Origin of the sequence: Paenibacillus sp. EC2-1 (assembly GCF_049311625.1) — a bacterium.
Lineage (GTDB): Bacteria > Bacillota > Bacilli > Paenibacillales > Paenibacillaceae > Paenibacillus_AQ.
The window spans coordinates 425,904-447,952 of sequence record NZ_CP186006.1 but is presented as its reverse complement, the minus strand read 5'-3'; the positions used below and the strand labels follow the sequence as shown (position 1 = coordinate 447,952).

The 22,049-nt window shown below is 45.6% G+C and carries 16 protein-coding genes; 5 read left to right on the top strand and 11 right to left on the bottom strand.

Translation table 11 applies throughout. The features are described 5' to 3' along the window. Positions 1-34: 34 nt before the first annotated feature. The 3 genes from ACK8P5_RS02200 to ACK8P5_RS02190 all read right to left on the bottom strand — a co-directional run bounded on the left by ACK8P5_RS02200 (position 35) and on the right by ACK8P5_RS02190 (position 7,627). The gene (locus ACK8P5_RS02200) at positions 35-3,442 is read right to left on the bottom strand and encodes an S-layer homology domain-containing protein (RefSeq protein ID WP_422659375.1); all 3,408 of its coding nucleotides are present in this window, start codon (positions 3,440-3,442) and stop codon (positions 35-37) included. A gap of 166 nt (positions 3,443-3,608) precedes the next feature. Beyond that, the gene (locus ACK8P5_RS02195) at positions 3,609-6,638 is read right to left on the bottom strand and encodes an ATP-binding protein (RefSeq protein ID WP_422659374.1); all 3,030 of its coding nucleotides are present in this window, start codon (positions 6,636-6,638) and stop codon (positions 3,609-3,611) included. 146 nt (positions 6,639-6,784) lie between these two features. Beyond that, positions 6,785-7,627: a MurR/RpiR family transcriptional regulator gene (locus ACK8P5_RS02190; RefSeq protein WP_422659373.1), complete on the bottom strand. Its 843-nt coding sequence runs from the start codon at positions 7,625-7,627 to the stop codon at positions 6,785-6,787. Positions 7,628-7,811: 184 nt separating this feature from the next. On the opposite strand from ACK8P5_RS02190, the gene ACK8P5_RS02185 reads away from it, so the two are divergent. Genes ACK8P5_RS02185 through ACK8P5_RS02170 form a run of 4 tightly spaced genes read left to right on the top strand, consistent with a single transcriptional unit; the run spans position 7,812 to position 12,189 of the window. After that, complete coding sequence (locus ACK8P5_RS02185; protein WP_422659372.1) at positions 7,812-8,702, top strand: cell division protein FtsQ; 891 nt, start codon at positions 7,812-7,814, stop codon at positions 8,700-8,702. Further along, complete coding sequence (locus tag ACK8P5_RS02180) at positions 8,695-10,569, top strand: ABC transporter ATP-binding protein (protein WP_422659371.1); 1,875 nt, start codon at positions 8,695-8,697, stop codon at positions 10,567-10,569. Before ACK8P5_RS02185 ends, ACK8P5_RS02180 begins: the two co-directional genes overlap by 8 nt. After that, complete coding sequence (locus tag ACK8P5_RS02175) at positions 10,544-11,353, top strand: energy-coupling factor transporter transmembrane component T family protein (protein WP_422659370.1); 810 nt, start codon at positions 10,544-10,546, stop codon at positions 11,351-11,353. The genes ACK8P5_RS02180 and ACK8P5_RS02175 overlap by 26 nt, the downstream gene beginning before the upstream one ends. A gap of 53 nt (positions 11,354-11,406) precedes the next feature. Further along, entirely contained in the window at positions 11,407-12,189 is a 783-nt protein-coding gene (locus ACK8P5_RS02170; protein ID WP_422659369.1) for a PHP domain-containing protein, read from the top strand. A gap of 63 nt (positions 12,190-12,252) precedes the next feature. Here ACK8P5_RS02170 and pstB read toward each other — a convergent pair whose 3' ends face one another. The 7 genes from pstB to ACK8P5_RS02135 form a co-directional block, all read right to left on the bottom strand. After that, the gene (pstB, locus tag ACK8P5_RS02165) at positions 12,253-13,008 is read right to left on the bottom strand and encodes a phosphate ABC transporter ATP-binding protein PstB (RefSeq protein ID WP_422659368.1); all 756 of its coding nucleotides are present in this window, start codon (positions 13,006-13,008) and stop codon (positions 12,253-12,255) included. Between the two features lie 55 nt (positions 13,009-13,063). Beyond that, positions 13,064-13,972, bottom strand: coding sequence for a phosphate ABC transporter permease PstA (gene pstA, locus ACK8P5_RS02160; protein WP_422659367.1), 909 nt, complete (start codon positions 13,970-13,972; stop codon positions 13,064-13,066). Next, the gene (gene pstC / locus ACK8P5_RS02155) at positions 13,969-14,931 is read right to left on the bottom strand and encodes a phosphate ABC transporter permease subunit PstC (protein ID WP_422659366.1); all 963 of its coding nucleotides are present in this window, start codon (positions 14,929-14,931) and stop codon (positions 13,969-13,971) included. The genes pstA and pstC overlap by 4 nt, the downstream gene beginning before the upstream one ends. A gap of 96 nt (positions 14,932-15,027) precedes the next feature. Continuing rightward, complete coding sequence (locus ACK8P5_RS02150) at positions 15,028-15,882, bottom strand: phosphate ABC transporter substrate-binding protein (protein ID WP_422659365.1); 855 nt, start codon at positions 15,880-15,882, stop codon at positions 15,028-15,030. A gap of 81 nt (positions 15,883-15,963) precedes the next feature. After that, positions 15,964-17,361 carry a stalk domain-containing protein gene (locus ACK8P5_RS02145; RefSeq protein ID WP_422659364.1) on the bottom strand — a complete coding sequence of 466 codons (1,398 nt, stop codon included), beginning with the start codon at positions 17,359-17,361 and terminating at the stop codon, positions 15,964-15,966. A 279-nt stretch (positions 17,362-17,640) separates the two neighbouring features. Beyond that, a complete protein-coding gene (locus ACK8P5_RS02140) occupies positions 17,641-18,597 on the bottom strand; it encodes a serine hydrolase domain-containing protein (protein WP_422659363.1) in 957 nt (318 codons plus the stop codon). A 78-nt stretch (positions 18,598-18,675) separates the two neighbouring features. Beyond that, positions 18,676-19,143: a hypothetical protein gene (locus ACK8P5_RS02135; RefSeq protein ID WP_422659362.1), complete on the bottom strand. Its 468-nt coding sequence runs from the start codon at positions 19,141-19,143 to the stop codon at positions 18,676-18,678. Between the two features lie 218 nt (positions 19,144-19,361). On the opposite strand from ACK8P5_RS02135, the gene ACK8P5_RS02130 reads away from it, so the two are divergent. Beyond that, the gene (locus ACK8P5_RS02130; RefSeq protein WP_422659361.1) at positions 19,362-21,272 is read left to right on the top strand and encodes a beta-N-acetylhexosaminidase; all 1,911 of its coding nucleotides are present in this window, start codon (positions 19,362-19,364) and stop codon (positions 21,270-21,272) included. Positions 21,273-21,350: 78 nt separating this feature from the next. On the opposite strand, the gene ACK8P5_RS02125 is transcribed toward ACK8P5_RS02130, so the two are convergent. After that, positions 21,351-21,983 carry an FMN-dependent NADH-azoreductase gene (locus tag ACK8P5_RS02125; protein ID WP_422659360.1) on the bottom strand — a complete coding sequence of 211 codons (633 nt, stop codon included), beginning with the start codon at positions 21,981-21,983 and terminating at the stop codon, positions 21,351-21,353. Positions 21,984-22,049 lie beyond the last annotated feature (66 nt).

Sequence of the window (22,049 nt, the reverse complement as noted above, 5' to 3'; positions counted from 1 at the left end):
TATATATCTAGTTCCTATCCCTTTATTGCACTGATTACTCTTTATCTTTATTCTTCTCTTTCACTTCTTGATCTTTCTCCATGTACCAGAGATGATCTGTTGCCGCTTCTTCAATCTCATGAAACGCCCAGTTACCGGAAGATACGTCTGAGAACGTCGGCGTCAAGTCACCATAGAGTGGGCCCCGCTTAAACAAGCGATTCATTACCTTAACCGCCTCTGCCCGGGTTAATGGATCCTCCGGACGAAACGTATTATCGGCATTACCCACCATGAACTCAAATGCAGAGGCAATCTGGATCTCATCTGCTGCCCAGTAGTTATCTTTTACATCCGCGAATGATTTAACCCCACTTGGTTTACCGCACGCTGCGAATGCGCTCGCATCCAGCTCACACTCCTTAGACACCCATCTGGCGACAATTGCCGCCATCTGTGCTCGCGTAACTACGGCCTTCGGACGGAATGTTCCATCTTTGAAACCAGCAATAATACCACTCTGACTTGTGCGGTTAATCTCTTCAAGCGCCCAGTATCCGTCTGCTACATCCTTAAATTGAATAGGGCGTTTACTAGATGAGTCAATCCTCATATTACGACCCAGCATTGCGGCAAGCTCCGCCCGAAGAATGGCAGACTGTGGACGGAAACTTCCATCATTATATCCCTTGATGTATACCTTATGTGCACCGCTTAAATTCTGCTCCGATTTCCAGCCTGGCAAATACACCATGCTGAACGTACTGAATTTACTGATGTTGAACTTCATCCCTTGCATACCTGGTGCGAATTCGCTAAGTTCACCTTGAACAAGCTCTTTGGTACCATCATCATGCTCAATAAAGATTACTAGATGATCCAGTAAATCTTTACGCTTAGCTTCATCAGATGGGAGCGTACCTAATGGCATGTATAAGGTGACCGGACGATTCTCCATGTTGGTTTCAACCGTCATGGGACGTCCCCAGATCGAAAGGTTATCGCTTTGAGCGATTTTTTTAATGATCTCTTCTTTTTTGGCCCTTTCTTCCACTTCAAGACGCTTCGCTTGCTCCTTGATTGGAATGAATCGGAAGTAGAGATCATCTGTGAATGTCGCTAGTGAATCACCAGGAATCATAATTCTCATATTTGCGGTCGATAGCTCCAGATCATTAGAATCTGATTTAAGTGATTGTAGTGACGCCTTCGGCACATCAACCTTCACTTCAGATACTTCATCGCGTACATCTGGTATCACAACTCGAATCGCCTTCGTTCCTTGCTCTTTTGCCTTAGCCTGTGCCTCTTCCACAACACTCGGCTGTAAGGTTACATGGTCTTTCTTCTTCCCATCAGCTTCTGTCTTTCGCAGGACCTTGGTCTTCGATACGATATTTCCGCTTATACCGGTTTCTACGTCTACTAAAATTTCTTGCGTTGAACTTGGATTACCCGCGCCACCAATAGCTCCACCGCCACTGCCACCACCGCTGGAACTTCCCGGGCTACCTCCTGTATTACCTCCACTGTTGCTACCTGCAGCTTTAGCAACCGCTGAAGTTAATCGGCTTTGTACCGGCGAACCTAACTCCGTCCCGGTAGCCGCTACCGGTGTCACTTCAAAGGATATATACTTCCCTTGTGAGGTTGTCAGAAGCACCAAACTCTGAGTAGATGCACCTTCAATCTCAGTCTTGTTCGTTCCGTTCGCATCCTCAGATACATACCACTTGAAGAAGGTTTCTCCTTCTACATCGCTGTCTGCATCATCAAAAACATAACTTCCCATCAACGTCTGACCTACCTGTGCTTCACCCGTGATCTTCACATCTCGGGCCGTAGGAGCTAAATTGGCAGCGCCAATCGGTCCGATCGCGGGTGTCATTACACTTTTTCCTGCAAGGATTCCTTCTGTTGCCACCGGCATCACTTCAAAATAGATGTACATACCAAGCCACTCTTCCTGAAGTTCGAGTGTCTTCGCTGTAGCTTCAGCGATTAACGTTCTATCCGATCCACTTGCATCACTGGAATAGTACCATCTGTAGCTGCTCTCTCCTTCTGGGTCTCCATCAACATCGCTAAAACGATAAGTTGCCGTCAAGGTTCCGCCTGCTTGAACCGCGCCTGTGACGATAACGTCACTTGCGACAGGCTCCTCATTGGACTCCATAATCGGACCATAAAATGGTGATGCTACAGCTGTACCCAGCGTTGTACCTGAAACAGCTACAGGCGTGACCTCCAAAGAGATATACTTGTTGAGCGAGTCCGAATTTAACGTCATCGAGGTTTCCGTTGCTCCCACAATCATCTGTTTATTCGTCCCAAGCTGGTCATCCGCTATATACCATTGGTAGCTGGAAATACCTTCGCTATCATTCTCCTTGTCACTATACTCATAGCTGCCTTCTATCACATTCCCGACCCTATACACATTTGATGAATGAAGGTCTACATTTTGCGCAGCCGGTGCTTCGTTAGGAATTACGAACTCCCCAAGCATCCGTATATAATTACCGTCAGCATCGAATTCAGCAATACCCTTCGAATAGTTAGCAATCCATAAGAGTCCATCCTGCAAGACGTGAACTCTTTGGCTATAAAAAATCCCTCCTGCATTATTGACTACTTTCTTCTGAAAGGTGCCATTACTGTCAACGAGATGCACGCCTTTTGTATCGCTTATATAGACCTGCCCCTGTTGTCCCACATCAACGGAGATAGGAAGATTAAGCTTACCTGTATTGTTAGTTGTATTCGGATTATAATCTCCATAAAATACATCCTTCGACTGATCAGGATCTTTTACATAAAGGCCACTCTCATCTTTAGTAAGCTTATAAATGACATTGCCCCAATAACTAGCTACATACATATGATTACTGGAATCAAAAGCGACGTCCATCGCACTAAATGCATCAATACCATACTGGAACACGCCGTCTTTGTCATAGACACGTATCGGTTGTTGAGTAGAACGGTCATCAACCGTAACATACACTAGACCACTGGAGTCCACAGAAACGCTAAGTACATCCGATGACAGGGATATGGTAGATAGATACGCATACAATCCATCTGGTGAATTAGCTCTATACACTTGCACCCGATAGTTCCATCGATCGGCCACGTACAAATCCCCATTTGGATGAATAGCAATGTCAGCTTGATAATTAAAATGGTTGTTATCCGAACCTTTTACATTGACTTCGCCAATGGTTTGAAGTAAGTTCTCGTCCTTGTCATATACCCGTATACTGCTACTTGCCAAATCGTTCACAAAAATCCGACCATCGGGTCCACGCTCTTTCACCGCCCTTGACGTTCCTTTCCAGCCATCCCATCCGGGCTTTTGAAATGACTCTGCTAATGCCTCGCTTACACGAACACCGGAAAATGACGATATAATAATCGCAATTCCAAGCAGTATACTGAAGACTTTCTTTATTCTTTTCATGCATGTATCTCTCCCTCTGCTATTAATCGACTAAATTCTACAAAATACCGCTTAACAAACACTTAACAACCATGTATAGACTTTCATTAACACAAACAAAAAAAGAAGCTGTCCCATCGTAGTAAAGACTACTGAGACAACTTCTGCTTTATGTAATTATAAGAATTTATACTTCGGAGAATAATAGAGGAAGCCAGATTGTCACACGGGTGCCTTGACCCAGTTCACTTTGAATAACGGGTGCTCTTCCTGTCATATGTGCAATTCTACGCATGGTGTTACGGAAACCTACTCCTTCTTTTCGCTTACTCGTATCAAGCATGCCTTTTATCTGCTCTGGCGTCATACCCACACCATCATCTTCAACAACGACACGGACGAATACCCCGTCTCTATGTATCCCCAGTCTAACCGTCCCACCGTCCAGCTGCTTCGTTATGCCATGCAGGATAGCATTCTCCACAAGCGGCTCAATCGTCAGCGGCATTACATTACAATGATAAAGTTCCCTATCGATATCGAACTCGACATTTACCCGCTCACCGAATCTCGCCTTCTCAATATCAACATATGCTTCGATCAATTCCAGCTCTTTGCTGAGCTTGACGGTATCCTCGGTATTGTCTAGATGGAAAATACTTCGCAGATATCGGCTGAATATACCAAGCAACTCACCTGCACGTACCCCATCCGTATAACAAAAAGACATGATGGTACCCAGAGCATTATAGATAAAATGCGGTTTAATCTGTGATCGTAGAAACGCCATTTCATTCACTGCTGCCTCTCTGACAAGCCGTTTCATTGCTAGCAGCGTGTTAATACGAACCCTAACTTCTCCCGGATCAAGTGGACGAGTAATGAAGTCACTCGCACCTGCAGAAATTCCAGCCTCGATATCCGCCGAAGTGCTACGAGAGCTAATGAGCAGAATCGGCATTTCTGTTTGCGTAAAGTCCTGTCTAATCCAGCGACATAGTTCAAACCCATTCACTTCGGGTAACATCACATCCACTAGAACAAGGTCAGGCCGATCTGTTCCTGATATCTGCTCGTAAGCTTTCTGGGCACTTCCGATACAATAGGTGTTGTAACCTTCCGTCGTAAGCATGCTGAATAGATGTTCTACATCGATCGGATTTGCAGAAGCAATCAGAATACGTGCTGTTCCCTCCATAAATTGTTCAGAATCAGTTGTTAGTAATGTATCCCTCTTCAGTAGCCCCTCTGCTGTTGCCGCGGTTTCCCCACTGGCTACCGATTGTTCAGCTAGTGGCAATTGAATGCTTACTTCATGACCTCCAGTGATTCGTCCCCCCATGAGCTCCACGAGCTCTCTTGCCACAGTTAGACCTGCTGCAAATCCATTCTCCTGTGCTTGAGCATCAGATGAATGGCCTCGATCCGATGAATCTCCGTCAGACTCGATCCGAATGATAGCTTGTCCGTTCTCAATCACCGTGGATATATGTATATCTCCTTCATGCACATCCGTCAATTTATGATGAATCACGTTATACAACACCTGAGTGAGCCGGCCCTCATCTGCATATACATATCTCGCCTCCGGACTGACTGCGGGGACCATCTGAATATTCTTACTCTTCGCTAGAAAACGAGAAACCTCCATCACAACAGATATGCAGCTTACCAGATCCACCGGTGCCAATCGAAGATCCAGCTGACCATGCCGAATATGTGTAGCATCAATAATATCATTGACCATACTCGACATGCGAAAAGCCGTATTTCGAATCATTAGCAGCTGTTCCGTTTCCTGTGGCCCCTGCACCCTGCGGGAAGATTCATCAAGTAAAGCCCGAGATACATTCATAATGCCGTTCAATGGGGTATTCAGTTCATGTGAAGTGATGTATAGAAATTCGTCCTTCATTCGGTCAGCAAGCTGCAATCGCTTCGTCAATGTATCCATATCATGATAAGCTTGAACATATTGATGAATAAGCAAGGCAAGGACCGAAATCAAGAACAAGAATCCGATTGCATTGTTAAGAAAGATAGACGTCAGATTTTCGTAACTTAGAATAATATTCAAGGCAAGCATAAGCAGCGCCCATGCTGATGCAAAATACAGCTGAAACTGTCTTTTGTTCAGTCGTCCATAGTGTCCTTTCATATATATCATCGCCAAATAACAGACCAACGCTCCTAGGGTAAGCGTCATTCCCATGTACATAATATCCTGTGCTTGCGAATACATCCGGAAAGGCAGCACCGCAATGACTGCAACATAAAGAAACAAGAGGGATGTCTCAGCTAGGATGAGGGTGCGGATACGAGATTTATCGAGCAGCTTCCACGATATGAGGAAGAACAGGGCCGGAGCTGCAAACACAGACATCAATTTGATCTTAAAGGCCAGCTCAAATGGCAAGCCAGGCAGTAACTGGAGCAAGATTCGTTCTCCATTCGATAAGACACTCACGGCAAACATGGCGAAGTAAATACCGAATAGAAGTAATAGCTGATTTCGATGAAACCAAAAATACATACCGAGCATGAGCACTGAAATAAAGAGCCAGATTATAACCCCCGATATGTCCAAACCCGTTAGCATGCCCTTCCGAACTTGAATATCCTTGGCTAGACCGAAGTACAGGGAATTTGCTACTCCACCCTCTTTATAATCATAATTAGCGGATTGAAGCAGAATTTCGATCTCGTTAGACATATTCTTAAAATACGCTGTATAAGGAACGTTTCGCGGTGTATACTCTTCCCTTGTTGCAGCAGGCTCTCCGGAGCTGCCTACCCATGTTCCATTGATATATAGCTTATCTGCAAATCGAACATAGTTTTTGATGACCGCTAACAATTCTCCTTGAGGAGCATTCTTAACGACAAGCCGGTAGGTGCCGTATCCCTTAGCCTGCATGGAAATACCGTTTCCATCCGACCAGTTGTCCCATTTCCCCGGAACTTGAATGAAACGGCTCGTCCCCGAATTACCCGTGATATCTCCTGGTTTCAACAATTGACCCGGATAGAATTCCCACTCCCCATCCAAAGAGAATAAAGGCTGTTCACGAGAATCCCAGTCTCTCAGATCCAGAACCCCTTGCTTGACCACAGGCTCTCCATAATTCGGTTCCGCTGATAACGTCATGATGAAACCGACGAAAAGGGTGGCTAGGACGAGGATTATTACAAATTTATCTTTCATGATGCGTATCAATCATCCTCTACCTCCTTACCTATTAGCGCATCTCTTCCCCTCTTATGTGAGTTACAAAAAGAAAAGCTCCGAGATGAACTCCCTTTTATTCTCCGTATCTTGGTCTTATTCCTGCGTGGTTCTGCCACTAAACGACATAATTCCCCCTAAGCCTTCCCCCTCGGCAATTTATCTGCATACCGCTTCCTTAGTTGCCCGAGACACTCCAATCTCTCCATTACCTTCTCCTTATTCAACATCCCAATGCTGAGAATAATCTGCTCCACGAGTAGTAGTGGTGTAACCATGGAATGAAATTCCCCCATGTCTCCTCGGCTGACATAAAACGACACCTGCGCGCAGGTTCCATATCTGAAATCCTCCCGGTCCGTGACCATAACGGCAGAACAGTCCGTGCGACTCACACAATCGAGGATGACCTCGGTTTCAGGCAGCATTCGTGTAAAACTGAAGATTAGTACCACATCATTCTGTTCCAAATGTGCAAGAGATTCTAATAACTCATGACCGCTTCCTGCCATAATCCGAATCGACATGCCAAACCTCGACAAGCGATAAGCTAATAATTCTCCTAGCGAAAGAGACGGACCTGGCGCATATACATACACCCTTCTGGCCCCGGCCATCAGCATGGCCGCCTGCTCTAGCTCATCCGGACGGGTCCTCTCCATCGTAGCTTGAAGATGATGCTTCGCCTGCTCTAACATCTTTAACGGTAGACTGGATGCATCCATCTGAGATATCGTCTTTTCTAATTTTACAGCGGGTGTGGTATCTGTTGATTCTCGAAGCATCCTTTTGAACGCCTTTGCATTCTCATAACCAATGGCCCGCCAGAACCTCGATACCGTTGCGATGCTTGTGCCAAGCCGATCTGCCAGTTCCTGTTCCGTCATGAACAGAACCTCTTCAGGACAGCGTTCAATAAAATGGGCAATCTTAAGCTGACTATGTGAAAGTTCAGATTTTAGTGGAAACAGATTTATCACTCGGGCCGCACTCCTTCTACGCTCATCTCTACAGTCCATGTTAATTCATGATTGTTATGTAAGTTTTATTTCATCATTAACATAATGTAAAAAATATTACACTACGTTGACATACTCCCCCGTTAGTTTTAATAATCCCCTCTTATACTAGGAAACAAATCCCATACCAAGGAGGCTCCTCTTCATGCTTCGTAATTCAAGGGTCTACACCCTCACTTCTTCACAAAAAATGATGATTTTTGTTCTATCCATGTCACTTTACGGCTTATCCAACATGTTCACAGAACTGATTCCTTCGTTGAAGCTAGGACCGATTGAGCTATCCATTGAATATTTCGCATTTATTCCACTCACCCTCTGTATGCTGTTTCATCCATTTTATGCTGCTGTGGGTGCAGCGCTTGGGGAAGTGATCTTCGGTGAGCTTATGCTTGGTCAATTCGGAGGCCTGGGCGAACTTGAGAAATTCCTTACCTTCTCCTTTGCGATGTACGTTGCTGGCCGAATGGTGAAAGATCCGACAAAACGGGCCCATGTAGGAATTGCAGCAATGACCGGTGTTGTGATTCATCAACTCTGCAGCTCGCTAGTGGATATCGGTAAGGTCTGGATCGGTGTTGAAGAATTCGAAGCCGTGCCTGGACTTGCGCAAAGCGTTGTCCTTGTGGAAGGTGTAGGTTTCCTCAATGATGTCCTCTTCTCCGGTATTCTGTTTGCTCTTCTGCCTACTTTGTATCTAGTTCCAAGACTGTATGGAAAAATCGAGCCACTGCTTGGGATCAGACCACGTCAAAAGATTACCCAATACGAATCTGCCGGTATGATATCCCCTAAGATCATCATTATCGGAATCATCTTAGCCATCGCCGCTTTCGGAGCAGAGTCGCTCTCCGAGACGGATTGGAACTTCGGAGAATGGGACAGCGGATTTGAAGACCGATTCGGTGTAGGGGCGATCTGGATCAGCATAGCTGTTGCAGCCGTTGTAGCCATTGCTGTCCTTGCACTTATGCGTTCCAAGCGAAACCGTAATATCACTAAAGACAAACCGTCAGGAGATCTACCGCATGCCTAAACACAATCAACTCGTAGATGATAACGACGTAATCGTCAACATATTCGATGTATCCTTTGTGTACCCCGGTTCAGAGCAATCTGTGCTAAATGGAGCTACTCTCACCATTCAGCGCGGCAGCTTTACCGCGATTATAGGTGGCAACGGATGCGGTAAATCCACCTTATGTAAATTGTTCAATGGACTGATTCCTCATTATTATTCGGGGGATTATGCAGGCACGGTTGAGATCTGTGGGCTGTCCACCGAAGAGCACAGTGTCGCAGAGCTATCTCGAAAGGTAGGTTATGTGTATCAAGATTTTGACAATCAGCTTGTCCGCCCCACTGTGCTAGATGAAGCTTTATTCGCTCCACTAAATTACGGTCTATCCGATTACCGGACCATGGGCTTACGCGCACTTGAAATTTGTGGCCTGACCCACCTGAAGGAGCGCTACATATGGGAACTCAGCGGTGGACAGAAGCATCTGCTCGCTTTGGCGGGAGCCCTTTCGCTTGAGCCAGACATTCTTGTCGTAGATGAGCCGGTCTCTCAGCTGGATCCACAGCATGCACGCCAAGTGTATGAGGTATTGCGTCAACTGAATGAGGTATATGGAAAGACCATTATCGTTATAGAGCATCATACCGAGTTTATCGCTGAGTATTGCCATGAGGTCTGCTTGATGGAGAAGGGCAAGGTGCTGTGGAAGCGTCCCGTTATGGAGGCGCTGAACAGTCTCGAAGATTTAGAGCGCCTTGGCATCCAGCCGCCTGAGGTGACGAAGGCAGCCGTGCATTTTTCCGCAGCCCTGACGAAACACCACGAGAGCACGGGTAGAGCTGCCAATTTGGGGACAGAAGCGAGCTTAAGAACCCTGTTTCCTTATCCCGTAACTGCCGAATCCGCAGAAAAGTATTTTCGAGAGCTTCTACATTTCTATAACGATAGCTCTTTAACAGAGACCCTTCATGAAGAGCAAAGTCTGAAACAGGAAGATCCTAATCCAACTGAACGTTACCCTACCAGCCCTGTCATACAATTCAACCAGACAAGACTAAGCTATCGAACGATTCGAAAAGCCGAACATGAAGTACTTCGGGGCATTGATCTGAGTTTATATGAAGGTGAACGAATTGCGCTTGTTGGCAATAACGGCGCAGGTAAATCATCTCTCATGAAACTGATTGCCGGCATAGCTAAGCCGTCCAAAGGCACCGTCTCGGTTATGGGGCAATCAACGAAGGATTTATCCATTGAACAACTTTCTTCACATGTTGCATTTGTCTTTCAGAATCCTGAGGATATGTTCATTGAAGACAATGTTCATAAAGAAGTGGCCTATTGCTTGAAAAGCCGCCGTTATCCAGATGCGGAGGCCAAGGTGAACCAAATGCTACATAACTTTAGACTAATGCCCTTAAAAGATCGCGATGCCAGACTCCTCAGTGGCGGTCAACAGCGCCGTGTCTCTCTGGCGATCGGGGCAGCCATTATGCCTAAGGTTATCCTTCTGGATGAACCAACCGCTAATCTTGATCTGGCCACTCGTGAAGAGCTCCTTGGCACACTTCAGGAACTTGAGGAACATGTACGTACCGTCATTATCGCCACACATGACATGCAGCTCGTCCATCAGTGGGCAAGCCGGGTGATTGTTATGAATGAAGGTACCGTAGCAGGCGATGGAACCGTAGATGAAATCTTCTCGGATGCTACCTTGATCGAAAAAGCCGGCCTTGCGCCCACACAGATGATGGATCTATCTGTAAGGCTGGGCATGAACTCATCAAGCAGCTCTCCTGAACGTTTCGCCCAGCAGATGTATAGAATCCTTACCGGAAAGGAGAATCCTCAAGATGCAGCTTGTCCGCAACTGGGTTAACAAAATTACAATCGAACGAATCCAGCTTGAATTGATGAACACAGCTTACGGCAGTGGCCATGCTACCTTGTCGAGGCTCGATCCCAGGGCGATGCTAATCTGGTATCTGTTCTTCGCGATAGCGCCATGGTTCATTTCAAGCATTACCGTGCTCGCTGGATTGTTCCTTATGATGGTCATCACAACCATCCTCTCAAGGGTTACACCCTTTATTATTATCGTGTTATGTCTCGGACTCATTGGGCAGGTCGGTTGGTTATTCATCATCTCCCTCTTCTTCGGCGGAGATGTAAGCTCAGCATTGCCATTGCTGAAATTAACATTGAAGCTCTCGGTTGTCTCCCTGGCAAGCATCACTGTCTTCTCTGGCATGGACCCGGAGAAGATCAGCGACGGTCTACTGGCACTCGGTATGCCTGCCACATTCTCATTCAGCCTTTCGTATGGTTACCGAATCCTGCCTGTACTCTTTGAGGAATTTCGAAATGTTCTGCTCTCTTATCGACTCAGAGGGAAGGCACCAGACCGCCACGGCTTTATGTACTGGCGAATGGCTACCTATTATGTAAAACTGCTCGTTCTGTCTTTTTTCCCATTGATGTTAGCAACTGCGAAACGTTCCCGCACCACGGTAGAAGCGCTGGAGACTCGTGGGTTCTCTTACGGAATGAATAACCCAGCTTCCAAGAAACTAAAGTTGTCTCATCTTCGCATCTCAGCACGAGATATGGTGTTTCTATCTGGAACCGCGGCCTATACGGCTCTGCTATTCTGGATCGGTTAAACCGCTTTATGCAAGAACTTAACTTAACTATTTAACAAGGAGTGTTCACCTAAATGAAAATCGACCTGCATACCCATGCTAAATTATCCAAGGCATCCGATTTCTCGCCCGCTTATTATGAGGAAATGATCCAAGAAGCATTAGCCAACGGTCTGGACGCGCTTGCGTTAACCGAGCATTTCAATACAAGAAATTTCTACGAAGTATATGAGCAGCTTGATCGTATGTTTCCTTACAATGGCGAATACTACGAGGCTAACGGATTGAAGATCTTCCCCGGTATGGAAGTCGATATTCAGGAAACCGGCCATATCCTACTGATTGGGCAGAAAGAGCATATCTTAGAGACTCGCCATCAATTGGATAACTACACTGAAAAAGGATCGTTCATCTCCTTTGATGCTCTAATGGATTTAGCAGAATCGTTGCCCCTGCTCAAAATTGGGGCTCATCCTTTCCGTGAAACCACACCGCTGCATCATTTAGACCGTAATCAACTCCTACGTCTAGACGCATTCGATCTCAATGCAAAGGATATGTATCAATACGGAAGTGATATTAATCATGAACGAGTAAGGCACTTTGCCAAGGATCTTGGCAAGCCGGTTACCGCAGGAAGCGACACCCACCAATGCCTTCAATATGGGAGTGTCTATAATGAGCTTAATATGCCGTGCGAAACAGCTACCGATCTCAAGGCAGCTATCCTCCAGGAAGCTTACCAGCTTCATGTCTCTGACAGCCTGCCACTTAAGGTGAAAGCCTCAGTCATGCTAAAAAAATTAATGAAGAAGATCGTCCGGCTTGAAGCTGCATCAAGTGTTAGCTCCATTTAGCTCTATCCATAGAGAATGCCCCTGTCACATTCAATGACTGGGGCATTTTTTCGCGTTATGTCATTAACCAAAACGTCCACTTATATAATCCTGCGTCCTTGAGTCTCTCGGATTGGAGAACAAATCCTGAGTTGCTGCATGCTCCACCACTTCGCCATTCAAGAAAAATACCGTCTCCTGTGATACCCGTGCTGCTTGCTGCATGTTATGGGTGACCATCACAATGGTATAGCGCTCCTTCAGCTCATGTGTCAGCTCTTCAATCTTAAAGGTGGAGACAGGATCGAGCGCCGAGGTAGCCTCATCCATAAGCAAAATATCAGGTTCAACGGCAAGTGCACGTGCAATGCACAGTCGCTGCTGTTGTCCTCCAGAGAGGCTTAACGCTGGACGTTTCAGACTGTCCTTGACCTCATCCCACAGTACGGCGGAACGAAGACTCTGTTCAACAATTTCATCAAGGATTTTCTTATTACGAATACCATGCTGTCTGGGGCCAAAAGCCACATTATCAAAGATGGACTTGGGAAACGGATTGGGCTGCTGAAATACCATGCCGATCTTTTGACGTAGAGATTCAATGGGAACCTCATCTGCATAAATATCTGTACCACTAATAGCAACTTGTCCTTCGATCCGTGTTCCTGGTATTCGGTCGTTCATCCGATTCAGTGTTCGTAGCAATGTCGATTTACCGCATCCAGAAGGTCCGATTAACGCGGTAATGGCAAGCCGAGGGATTGTAAACGATATATTCTTAAGTGCATGAAAATCTCCGTAAAATAAGTTGAGTTTATTCATTTCAATGAATGCCTGCATAACGTACCCTCCCGGGGCGAAATAGTTAATATGGTATGCATCCGTCTTTGAACAATTAGGCTTTATTCTTCCGTGAATTCAGCCACAGCGGTACACGGAACACAATGTTAATAAGCAGTGCCACCAAGATCAGTACAGCTGTCGTCTTCTGTGCAATTTCCTGTGCATCAGGAACAATAGCCTCCGACTGGACATACCAGAGATGAACCGCAAGCGTTCCACCCGGCGAGAACAAGCTGAAATCCCACATTTCTCCCGACGTGGATACACCGGCAGTCAGAATAATGACAGCACTCTCACCGAAAGCCCGGCCTGCAGTAAGACAGATCCCCGTCATGATTCCACTCATCGCAGCCGGCAGCAATACACGCCGAATCGTCTGTAAGTGTGTTGCCCCGAGGGCAAAGGAAGCATTTCTAAGTTCCACAGGAACAGCGCGAATCGATTCCTCCGTCACACGGGTCAATACAGGCAGATTCAGAAAAGCAAGGCTGATCGCTGCGCCAAGAATCGTAAGTCCGATTTCGAAGAATTCAACAAATAGAGCAATCCCGAACAGACCAAAGATAATGGACGGAACAGACGATAAACCCTCAACGCAGATTCGGATAACCTCAATGATTTTATTGTTCGGAGCGAACTCAGCCAAGTATATACCTGCCGCCATTCCAATCGGGATGGAGACAATGAGCGAAATAATAAGTACGTAGAATGAATTGAACAAGGCGGGTCCGATCCCACCACCCTCTTCAATCTCGCTGGGCAATCCGTAGAGAAAATCCCAGCTAAGCTTCGGAAGCCCTTTTTCCAGCAAGAGAAATAGTAACCCGATGATAAATAAAATAACGACAATACCAACACCCCATACAAGCACGGTAAACAACCGATCTAACACGACAGATGAACCTCTGCGTTTGCCAAAAAAGTAAGAGGGGATCGAATCTGCTGGCTCTTTCAAACTCATGAGTAACGTCCCCCTCTCTTCTGTAGCATCCTAACCCCTACGATCATCAGGAGTGAGATGGCAAGCAAGATAAAGCCCATCATGTACAAGCCATAGTTCCAGGTCGAATCAAATTCCACGCTCGAAATCTGCATCACGATATTACTCGTTAATACGGCAGTTGGAGTGAACAGACTGTTCGGCAATTGCGCCGTATTCCCGATGACCATCACAACGGCCATCGTCTCACCAATAGCCCGGGCCATGCCCAGTATGACCGCGTACATAATTCCACCCTTAGCAGCAGGCAGCACCACTCGGATAACTGTCTGGAAACGATTCGCGCCAAGCGCGTAGGCTGCATCACGATATTTATTAGGAACGGCGGAGATGGCATCATCACTAATTCGGCTGATCGTTGGAAGTACCATAATCGTAAGAACAATCGACGCCGCTAATAGTCCATCTGCTAGATCATGGCCGCTAATGCCTCTCAGCCACGGAATGAGGATGGTAAGTCCTAAAAATCCATACACGACCGATGGAATGCCAACTAGCAGATCAAGCACCGGGCGCAGTAAATTACGCAACCACTTCGGTGTCATTTCAGCCAAGAATACCGCAATGATTACAGAGATTGGGATGGAGATCAGCATCGTGAGACTGGTTAACGCGAGGGTTCCTAGAATGAAGGTCAGCGCACCATAATGCTCATTTTCAGGGTCCCAATTGGTAGAGAAGAAGAATTCCTTAAATGAAACTTGAGAAAAAGTTAAGACCCCTGTCCGCAGCATCAGAATCAAAATGCTGAATAGAACAAGACAGACAAACAAAGCACTAGATATACAGAGTATTCGAAAAAGGCTATTCGACCATCGAAGACGTGCCTTTCGGTCGAATTTCGTACCGGAAGCTGCGCCAATTCTGTGACCAAGCTCAGCTGCGGTTATGCTTTTCGCCTCGGAATTCATATTCATCATATTGCAATCTCCCTCTCATACAAGAGAAGCCAGCTTGGCGTCCATACGCTCTAGCTAGCTTCTCTTCCTTATCATTTGTACAGGCTATGGATTCGTCTACTTCACTGCAGAAAGTGGGATGAACTTCAGCTTTTTCAATGAACCATTCTGGAATTTACTGCTCTGGATATATTCAATGAACGCTTTGGTTGCACCTGTTGGTTGACCTTTTGTCATGAAATAACCGATCCCCCATACTTTGTAGCTTCCGTTCAATACATTCTTCTCCGTTGGGTCCACACCGTTAATGCCAATCGCCTTCATCTTGCTAGTTACATAAGGAAGGTCGATATAACCGATTGCGTTAGGCGTTGTCTCAATCGTTGTCTTCATATCGCCACTGGAGCCAACTTCCTTGTAGTTATCGCCTTTGTTCATGAAGTCTTTACCATCCAAAGCTTTCTGCTGGAAGTTAACACGTGTACCGGAACCGAATTTACGGTTCACGACAACGATATTGGCATTGGACCCACCAACGTCTTTCCAGTTGGTCACTTTACCTGAAAAGATGTCTTGCAATTGTTTGGTTGTCAGACTTTTCACACCGACATTCGGGTTTACTACAGCGGCAAAGACCGTTACTGCTACTGGATTTGCTACTAAACCATCAAATTTCTTAAAGCCCGGCACGTCCTTGGAAGCATCCCAGTCCACGGCACCGATATCAGCGATCCCTTTACGAACTGATTGTGGGCCTGTGATGGAACCCGCGGCAGAAGCAGAAACTCTAACCTTCGGATTGTCTTTCTTGAATTCACTTGCTGCTTGAAGCGTAAGCGGAAGGAGCGCGGAAGACCCGTTGATGACAATGTTCCCTTTCACATTGCTTTTTGCTGCTGCAGCGGAAGAAGCGCCGCCGACCAGAGATACGGCTACCATGATTGCTGTTAAAGATTTCATCCATTTTTTCATCGTTTATTAACCCCTCTCAATATGGAAAATCATAATTAAATGAATTTGGACTTGATCAACTCGTGTTAGATGTTATTTCTGTTACTTCGTAACGGGTTTCCAAGTGTTGTCCGCACTCACAAAAACTTGATCGTTCTTGACGATTGCAATTTGTGATACTGAAACCGCTATAGAAGATACGTCAGAGGATACGGTATACAGCTTGGTTTGCTTGCCAGTCAACGTATCGATGGCATAAATCACGCTGCTCGCATCGTCCTGTGCGGCCAGTACATACAGCCTATTGTTATGTAGAACGAGTTGCTCCACATCGTTATCTGCAAAAACTTTTGTCACTCGTTGTGAGCTGTCTACAGACATAAGCGTGGCTTTCTCATCCGTCGAAGGCACACTTACGTAGTAAGCTTTCGAGCCATCACCCGATACAACAAAAACTTTGTCATCCGTTGAGGAGGTAAGACTTACAGCTTTTGAGTTCGATACATCGTTGTTAAATGAATTAATTTGCACCTGATTCGATGAGAAATCGATGGATACATTATCCTCATCAATATTAGTCGTATCTGAAGTTACTTTACCTAATGTCGTTACCGTGTAGATAAACTTCTTGCCGTCCGGCGATACACTCAGGTTCTCCTTGTAGTCCACCTTATCCTCAACGATCTTCGTAATCGATCCGTCATTCAAGCTGAGCTTGGCAATAACCGATCCCTTATCTCCTTGCAGGAAGTAGATCGCACTTCCGTCTGCGGACCATACAAGTTCTGGCTTAATGCTGTTATCATCCGTGATGAGCGTGGAGGCTTTGCTGTTCAGATCCAGTACATAAACCGCACCTTCGGCTGAGGAGTATGCTGCTTTATCTCCACTAGGCGAAACTACCAGATCAGATCCACCACTTGTTGTTAGAAGCAAATCATACTTGCCGCTAGCTGTATCGATTAGATAATCTGTTCTACCATTCTCATCCGATTTGGAGGCGATCATCTTGCCTGCTCCTGCAAAACGAGGATTCTCTGCCCCTTCGAGTAGCTCTACCGTTCTGATCTCGATAGCTCCCGCATTTCGAACCAGTGTGCCACCAAGGCCAGAAACAAGCGGACGAATCGCTGTATAACTTGAGCCTTCAATATTCGTCATGGGTTGTGACATGTTTGAAGCCTTGCCATCGACGATGATTTGTTTCGAATTGGTTTTGAGGACCACTGTATGGTCATTCAACTTGATGGTTGTTATTCCACTTCGCACATCAGCTTGCGCGCTCAGTGCTTTGATCAGATCCCGTACAGATACAAGCGTTTCACCATTTCTGACAATCGTGCGAACCGAAACGGCATTACCGTTAATTTTTAACGAGGATTGCTGAACTTTTACCGCAGCTACCGGTTTCGCTACTGGTGCAGCCGATACCGCACCCACAACTGAAGTGCTTACTGCAGCTGTAACCATCGAAACCACGAACGCCTTCTTCATCAACATTGGCTCATGTCACCCTTCTTTTTTTAGCATTCGAATCATTTTGTTTGTAAAAATTAACCTGATCTGATTGTTATTATAGGAGCCATTTGTAAACGGATAAGCCTATATTTGTTATGTAATTGTCAATATTTTCATAAAAAGTATTCATTATAACCATCAAAAAAAGCCCCTACCTCGCTCGGCTGCTGGCAGCAACCCGTAGGTAGAGACTCGCTTTATTCTAAATCATAATACGTACCGGACTCACATTCCGTTGATCATTGAATCAATGACTTCATATTATCTGCCGACTCCATCAAGCAACAGAGGAACGATCCACTCCCGGAATACGTCAACCTTGTGCCGGTCTTTCTTACGTTTATCTTCCGTTAGGACGACGACCGTCTTCAGCTGTGGAACCACGTAGATAAACTGTCCCCCAAAGCCTCGCGCGTAAAAGTAATCCATAGAAGCACCGGAAGCTTGTCCATCGTCAGTAGCTGGGAATGCATCAACCCACCAATGCCAGCCATACCCACCGGACCATGGAGGGTCTACCGTAATGCTCCGCTGGACAGAGCGATGGACCAACTCTGAAGAAATGAGCTGCCCTTGTTGCCATTGCCCCTTTTGCAGATAAAGCTGGCCGAATTTCAGAAGATCAGCAGGCTTCATCCGTAAACCATAACCCCCGGTGTGCACGCCCTGAGGATCAACCTCCCATTCATAATCCTCGATACCAAGGGGCCCGAATAAATGCAGCTCCGCAAACCGTGCGGTTGTTATGCCGGTCACCTCACATAGGATTGCGGATAGCATCTGGGAGACACCCGAATTATATTCGAAGCGTGTGCCGGGTGTGTCGGATAACGGCTGCTCCAATACGAAATCAACCCAGTGCGGTGATCTGGTCATCCGGGGGAAGGATTTTTGCCCGCCGAATTCAGTCCAATTGAAACCAGCCGTTAACGTTAGCAGATGTTCTAACGTAATCTGCTGCTTCCGGCTATCATCTGATGCTTGAAGCTTGGGGAAGAATGCAGCTGCTGGTGTCGTCACCTCTGGGATTAGTCCGCGGTCCATACCGATACAGAATAATGCAGAGACAATGCTTTTAGTACAGGAGTTAATCTTAGCAGGCCTATCCTCAGCCTGTTGATCGCGATAATATTCGAAGACCATTGCTCCGTCTTGGCTGATGAGGCAGCTTCTAAGATCAACGGAGGAGACTAATTTTTGTAAACCATCATAATTCATATCCTTACTTCCTTTTATACTGAGTTCTATATACCCATGATGTCATGCTCAACACCCAAAGTCCAATCGTAAAAAAGCTCAGTTATCGTATTCACTCAAGGTATGCAGATTAAAAGTCTCACTAGCAAGTGAACTACCGTCCATTCCTAAAGCCTGAACCCCAATATGATGATGGAAATTTCGACCCTTAATGTTCCATTCAAAAGACCATCCATCATCTCCATCTACATCATAACCGATTAACTCTCTTTCCTTCCCCGTCTCCGTACCAGTCGGTGCAGACCAAAATATGACCGCATCCACATTCTGCGCTTCAACATAGATCGTTAAAGTTTCTGCGTCTTCGTTAACAACCCACCATCCATTTTCGGTCTTGGCATCGGTATAGACCTTATCAATCTTAACAGATGTTTCAATTGGCACTTCAGAAGAGGGGCCTGTTTCCTCCACGTTATCTAAGAGGATCTTAGGCTCCTCGCTACGGTTACAAGCAGTTATCAGCACCATGAAAAACACAGCGAAAATCACTAGACATCTTCTTCTCATATCTTAACCTCCATGTGTTACAAGTCATATTCACTCTTTATCCAAATTCATTTCCTATAAAGAAATAACTCTTTCGGTGAGCCAAAGTTACATAAATCTTATAACAAATCATTAGCGAAACTAATGATTGATTTCCCCTCTGCATTCCAATAAGATTAAACATTATAATGATATAATGTTTAATCTCGTAAATCATGCTAAGCAAAGGAGATGTTACAATGAAACTTCGTTTCGAGGGCGATATTACGAATCTCATGCCCGGTATTCAGTCTTTGTTAGATGAGGTTAAAGTTGAGCTCAGTGAGGATGGAATTCCAGTTCGAGTAGAAGCCTCACAAGGTGGTCTGGAAGTCGGTCTTGAGGAGAATCATGCCTACATTCGCTATGAAAGAAAACATCAATTTTTCCGTGGTCTAGGCTTACTCATCCAACATAGCCGCACAAGCAATTCATTCCACCTTCAAGAGAAGCAGCAATTTGACGAGATTGGGCCGATGTTCGACTTATCTCGTAACGCCGTATTTACGGTAGATAGCTTTAAATTAATGCTGAATAAAATGGCACTCATGGGTATGAACACGGTCATGCTATACATGGAAGATACATATGAGATCGAGGGCGAAACTTATTTCGGATACATGCGGGGACGCTATTCGCAAGAAGAGCTAAGAGAGATTGATGATTACGCTGATCAATTCGGCATCGAAGCTTTTCCAAGCATCCAGACCCTTGCCCACCTAGAAGAATTTCTGAAGTGGGAGCCGGTCAGACATTACAAGGATACCAAAGGGGCGCTACTCGTCGGAAGTGAGCAGACAAATTCACTGATCGAGCGAATGATCGTGGCAGCCAGCGCACCATTCCGCAGCAAAAAAATTCATATCGGAATGGACGAAGCCGAGGAACTTGGCCGAGGTAAGTACTTAGACAAGAACGGTTACGATACCCGCTTCAACATCATGATCTCTCATTTGGATAAAGTGCTCGAAATCGTTCGCAGCCGGGGATTGAAGCCTATGATGTGGAGCGATATGTTCTTGAAGCTTGCCTCAGGTAATGGTGAAGATTATTACAACAAAGAAACCTCTATACCTGAAGAAATGTCCCGCCGTATACCAAAGGATGTGGATATGGTGTATTGGGATTACAACCATATTGAGGCAGAAGATTATGAGAATTTGATTGGCAAGCACAGACCACTTGGTTGTAACTTGATCTTCGCGGGAGCAGTATGGATCTTCAACACGTTTGGGGTCAATTACGGCTTATCCCTGAACGCATCTGATGTAGCACTGCAGGTGTGCAAAAAAGAAGGAATTCGCGAAGTGTACGCTACGATGTGGGGAGATGACGGGAATGAGGGCAATCCTTTTGCCGCGTTACTTGGCCTACAGCTCTATGCAGAGCATGCATACTCAGAACAGAAACCCTCTGAAGCTCACCTTGCCGAGCGAGTTAAGTTCTGTACAGGCATTGACAGAGAGACATTCCTACAACTGAAAGACCTGGACGAAATACCGGGTCAAGAGCCGAATAACTCCAAACAGAGCAACCCTTCGAAATTTTTATTATATCAGGATGTACTTCTAGGTTTGTTTGACAAGCAAATTGAAGGCCTTGAACTTGCGAACCATTATGAAAAGCTAGAGCAGAGCATTCATGCGAGACGAGACTCGAACGCTGATCTGGATTATCTATTTGAGATGCCTGAGAAGTTAAGTGCGGTCTTGAAACGCAAAAGTGAGATCGGTATTCGTCTCAAGCAAGCCTATGATAAGAAGGATACTGCCGCCCTAAAAGATATTGCTGAGAACGTATTGCCGGAGATTTCGCAATCGGTTCAGGAATTACGCGCTGCACACCGTACCCAGTGGCTTCAAATGTTCAAGCCTTTCGGATGGGAAGTCATCGATATTCGTTATGGCGGTGTAATCTCTCGATTGGATACGGCGTCAATTCGAATTATGGATTTTGTAGAGGGACGTATCCAGAGAATTGAGGAACTGGAGCAGGAACGATTAGTGTACAGCACAACGAATCGTTGGAATAACAAAGGGGTTGGCTGGTGTAGCTTTTACTATCGCATGGCCTCGCCAAACGTGTTCTATCATGTACTGAATCCTTTTTGATTCACGCAGCTTACCTACAAGAGAATACAACAAAGACGACCCGGATCTCTCGGGTCGTCTTTATGTTATTGGGATTAATTAAGCGAGTTGTTTAGCAAGTGCAGCTGCAGCTTCTTTAACTTTTTCCATACCATCGTTAATGATTTCATCTTTACGCTCTGGGAAGGCATTGTGACCTTCGATCACCACTTCGTTGATGATTTCCATACCGAATACGCCACCTACAACATTACGCATGTAGTTTACAGCCATTTCAAGTGGAGCTACTTCAGGAGTGGAGTAAATTCCGCCGCGAGCAGACAGGAAGATAGCTTTCTTATCGTTCATCATGCTAACCAGTTGGCCTTGCTCATTATATTTAAATGTGAATCCAGCTTGATATACATAGTCAATGAATGTTTGAAGTTTCGCAGGAATAGTCAGGTTCCACAGTGGGAATGCGAATACGACAACATCAGCTGCTGTAAGAGCATCCATAGCTTTCTGTTTCGCAGCCAAAATACGTCCTTCTACATCTGTCAATTCTGCGCCGCTTTGAACTTTACCAAATGCGTTGAACAGATCTTGACCGAAGTAAGGCATATCTTCTTCAAATACATCGTAAGTAGTTACGTTAAGACCTTTCAATTCTTCCATGAAAGTTTCATACATTTTGCTCGATACAGCTTCGGAAGCTGGACGGTTATTTGCTTTTACAACTAGAATATTCATTTAATTAAAATCCCCTATCATTATGTTCTATATTGGTATTAAGTAAAGTGTGTCTTACCTCTTGTA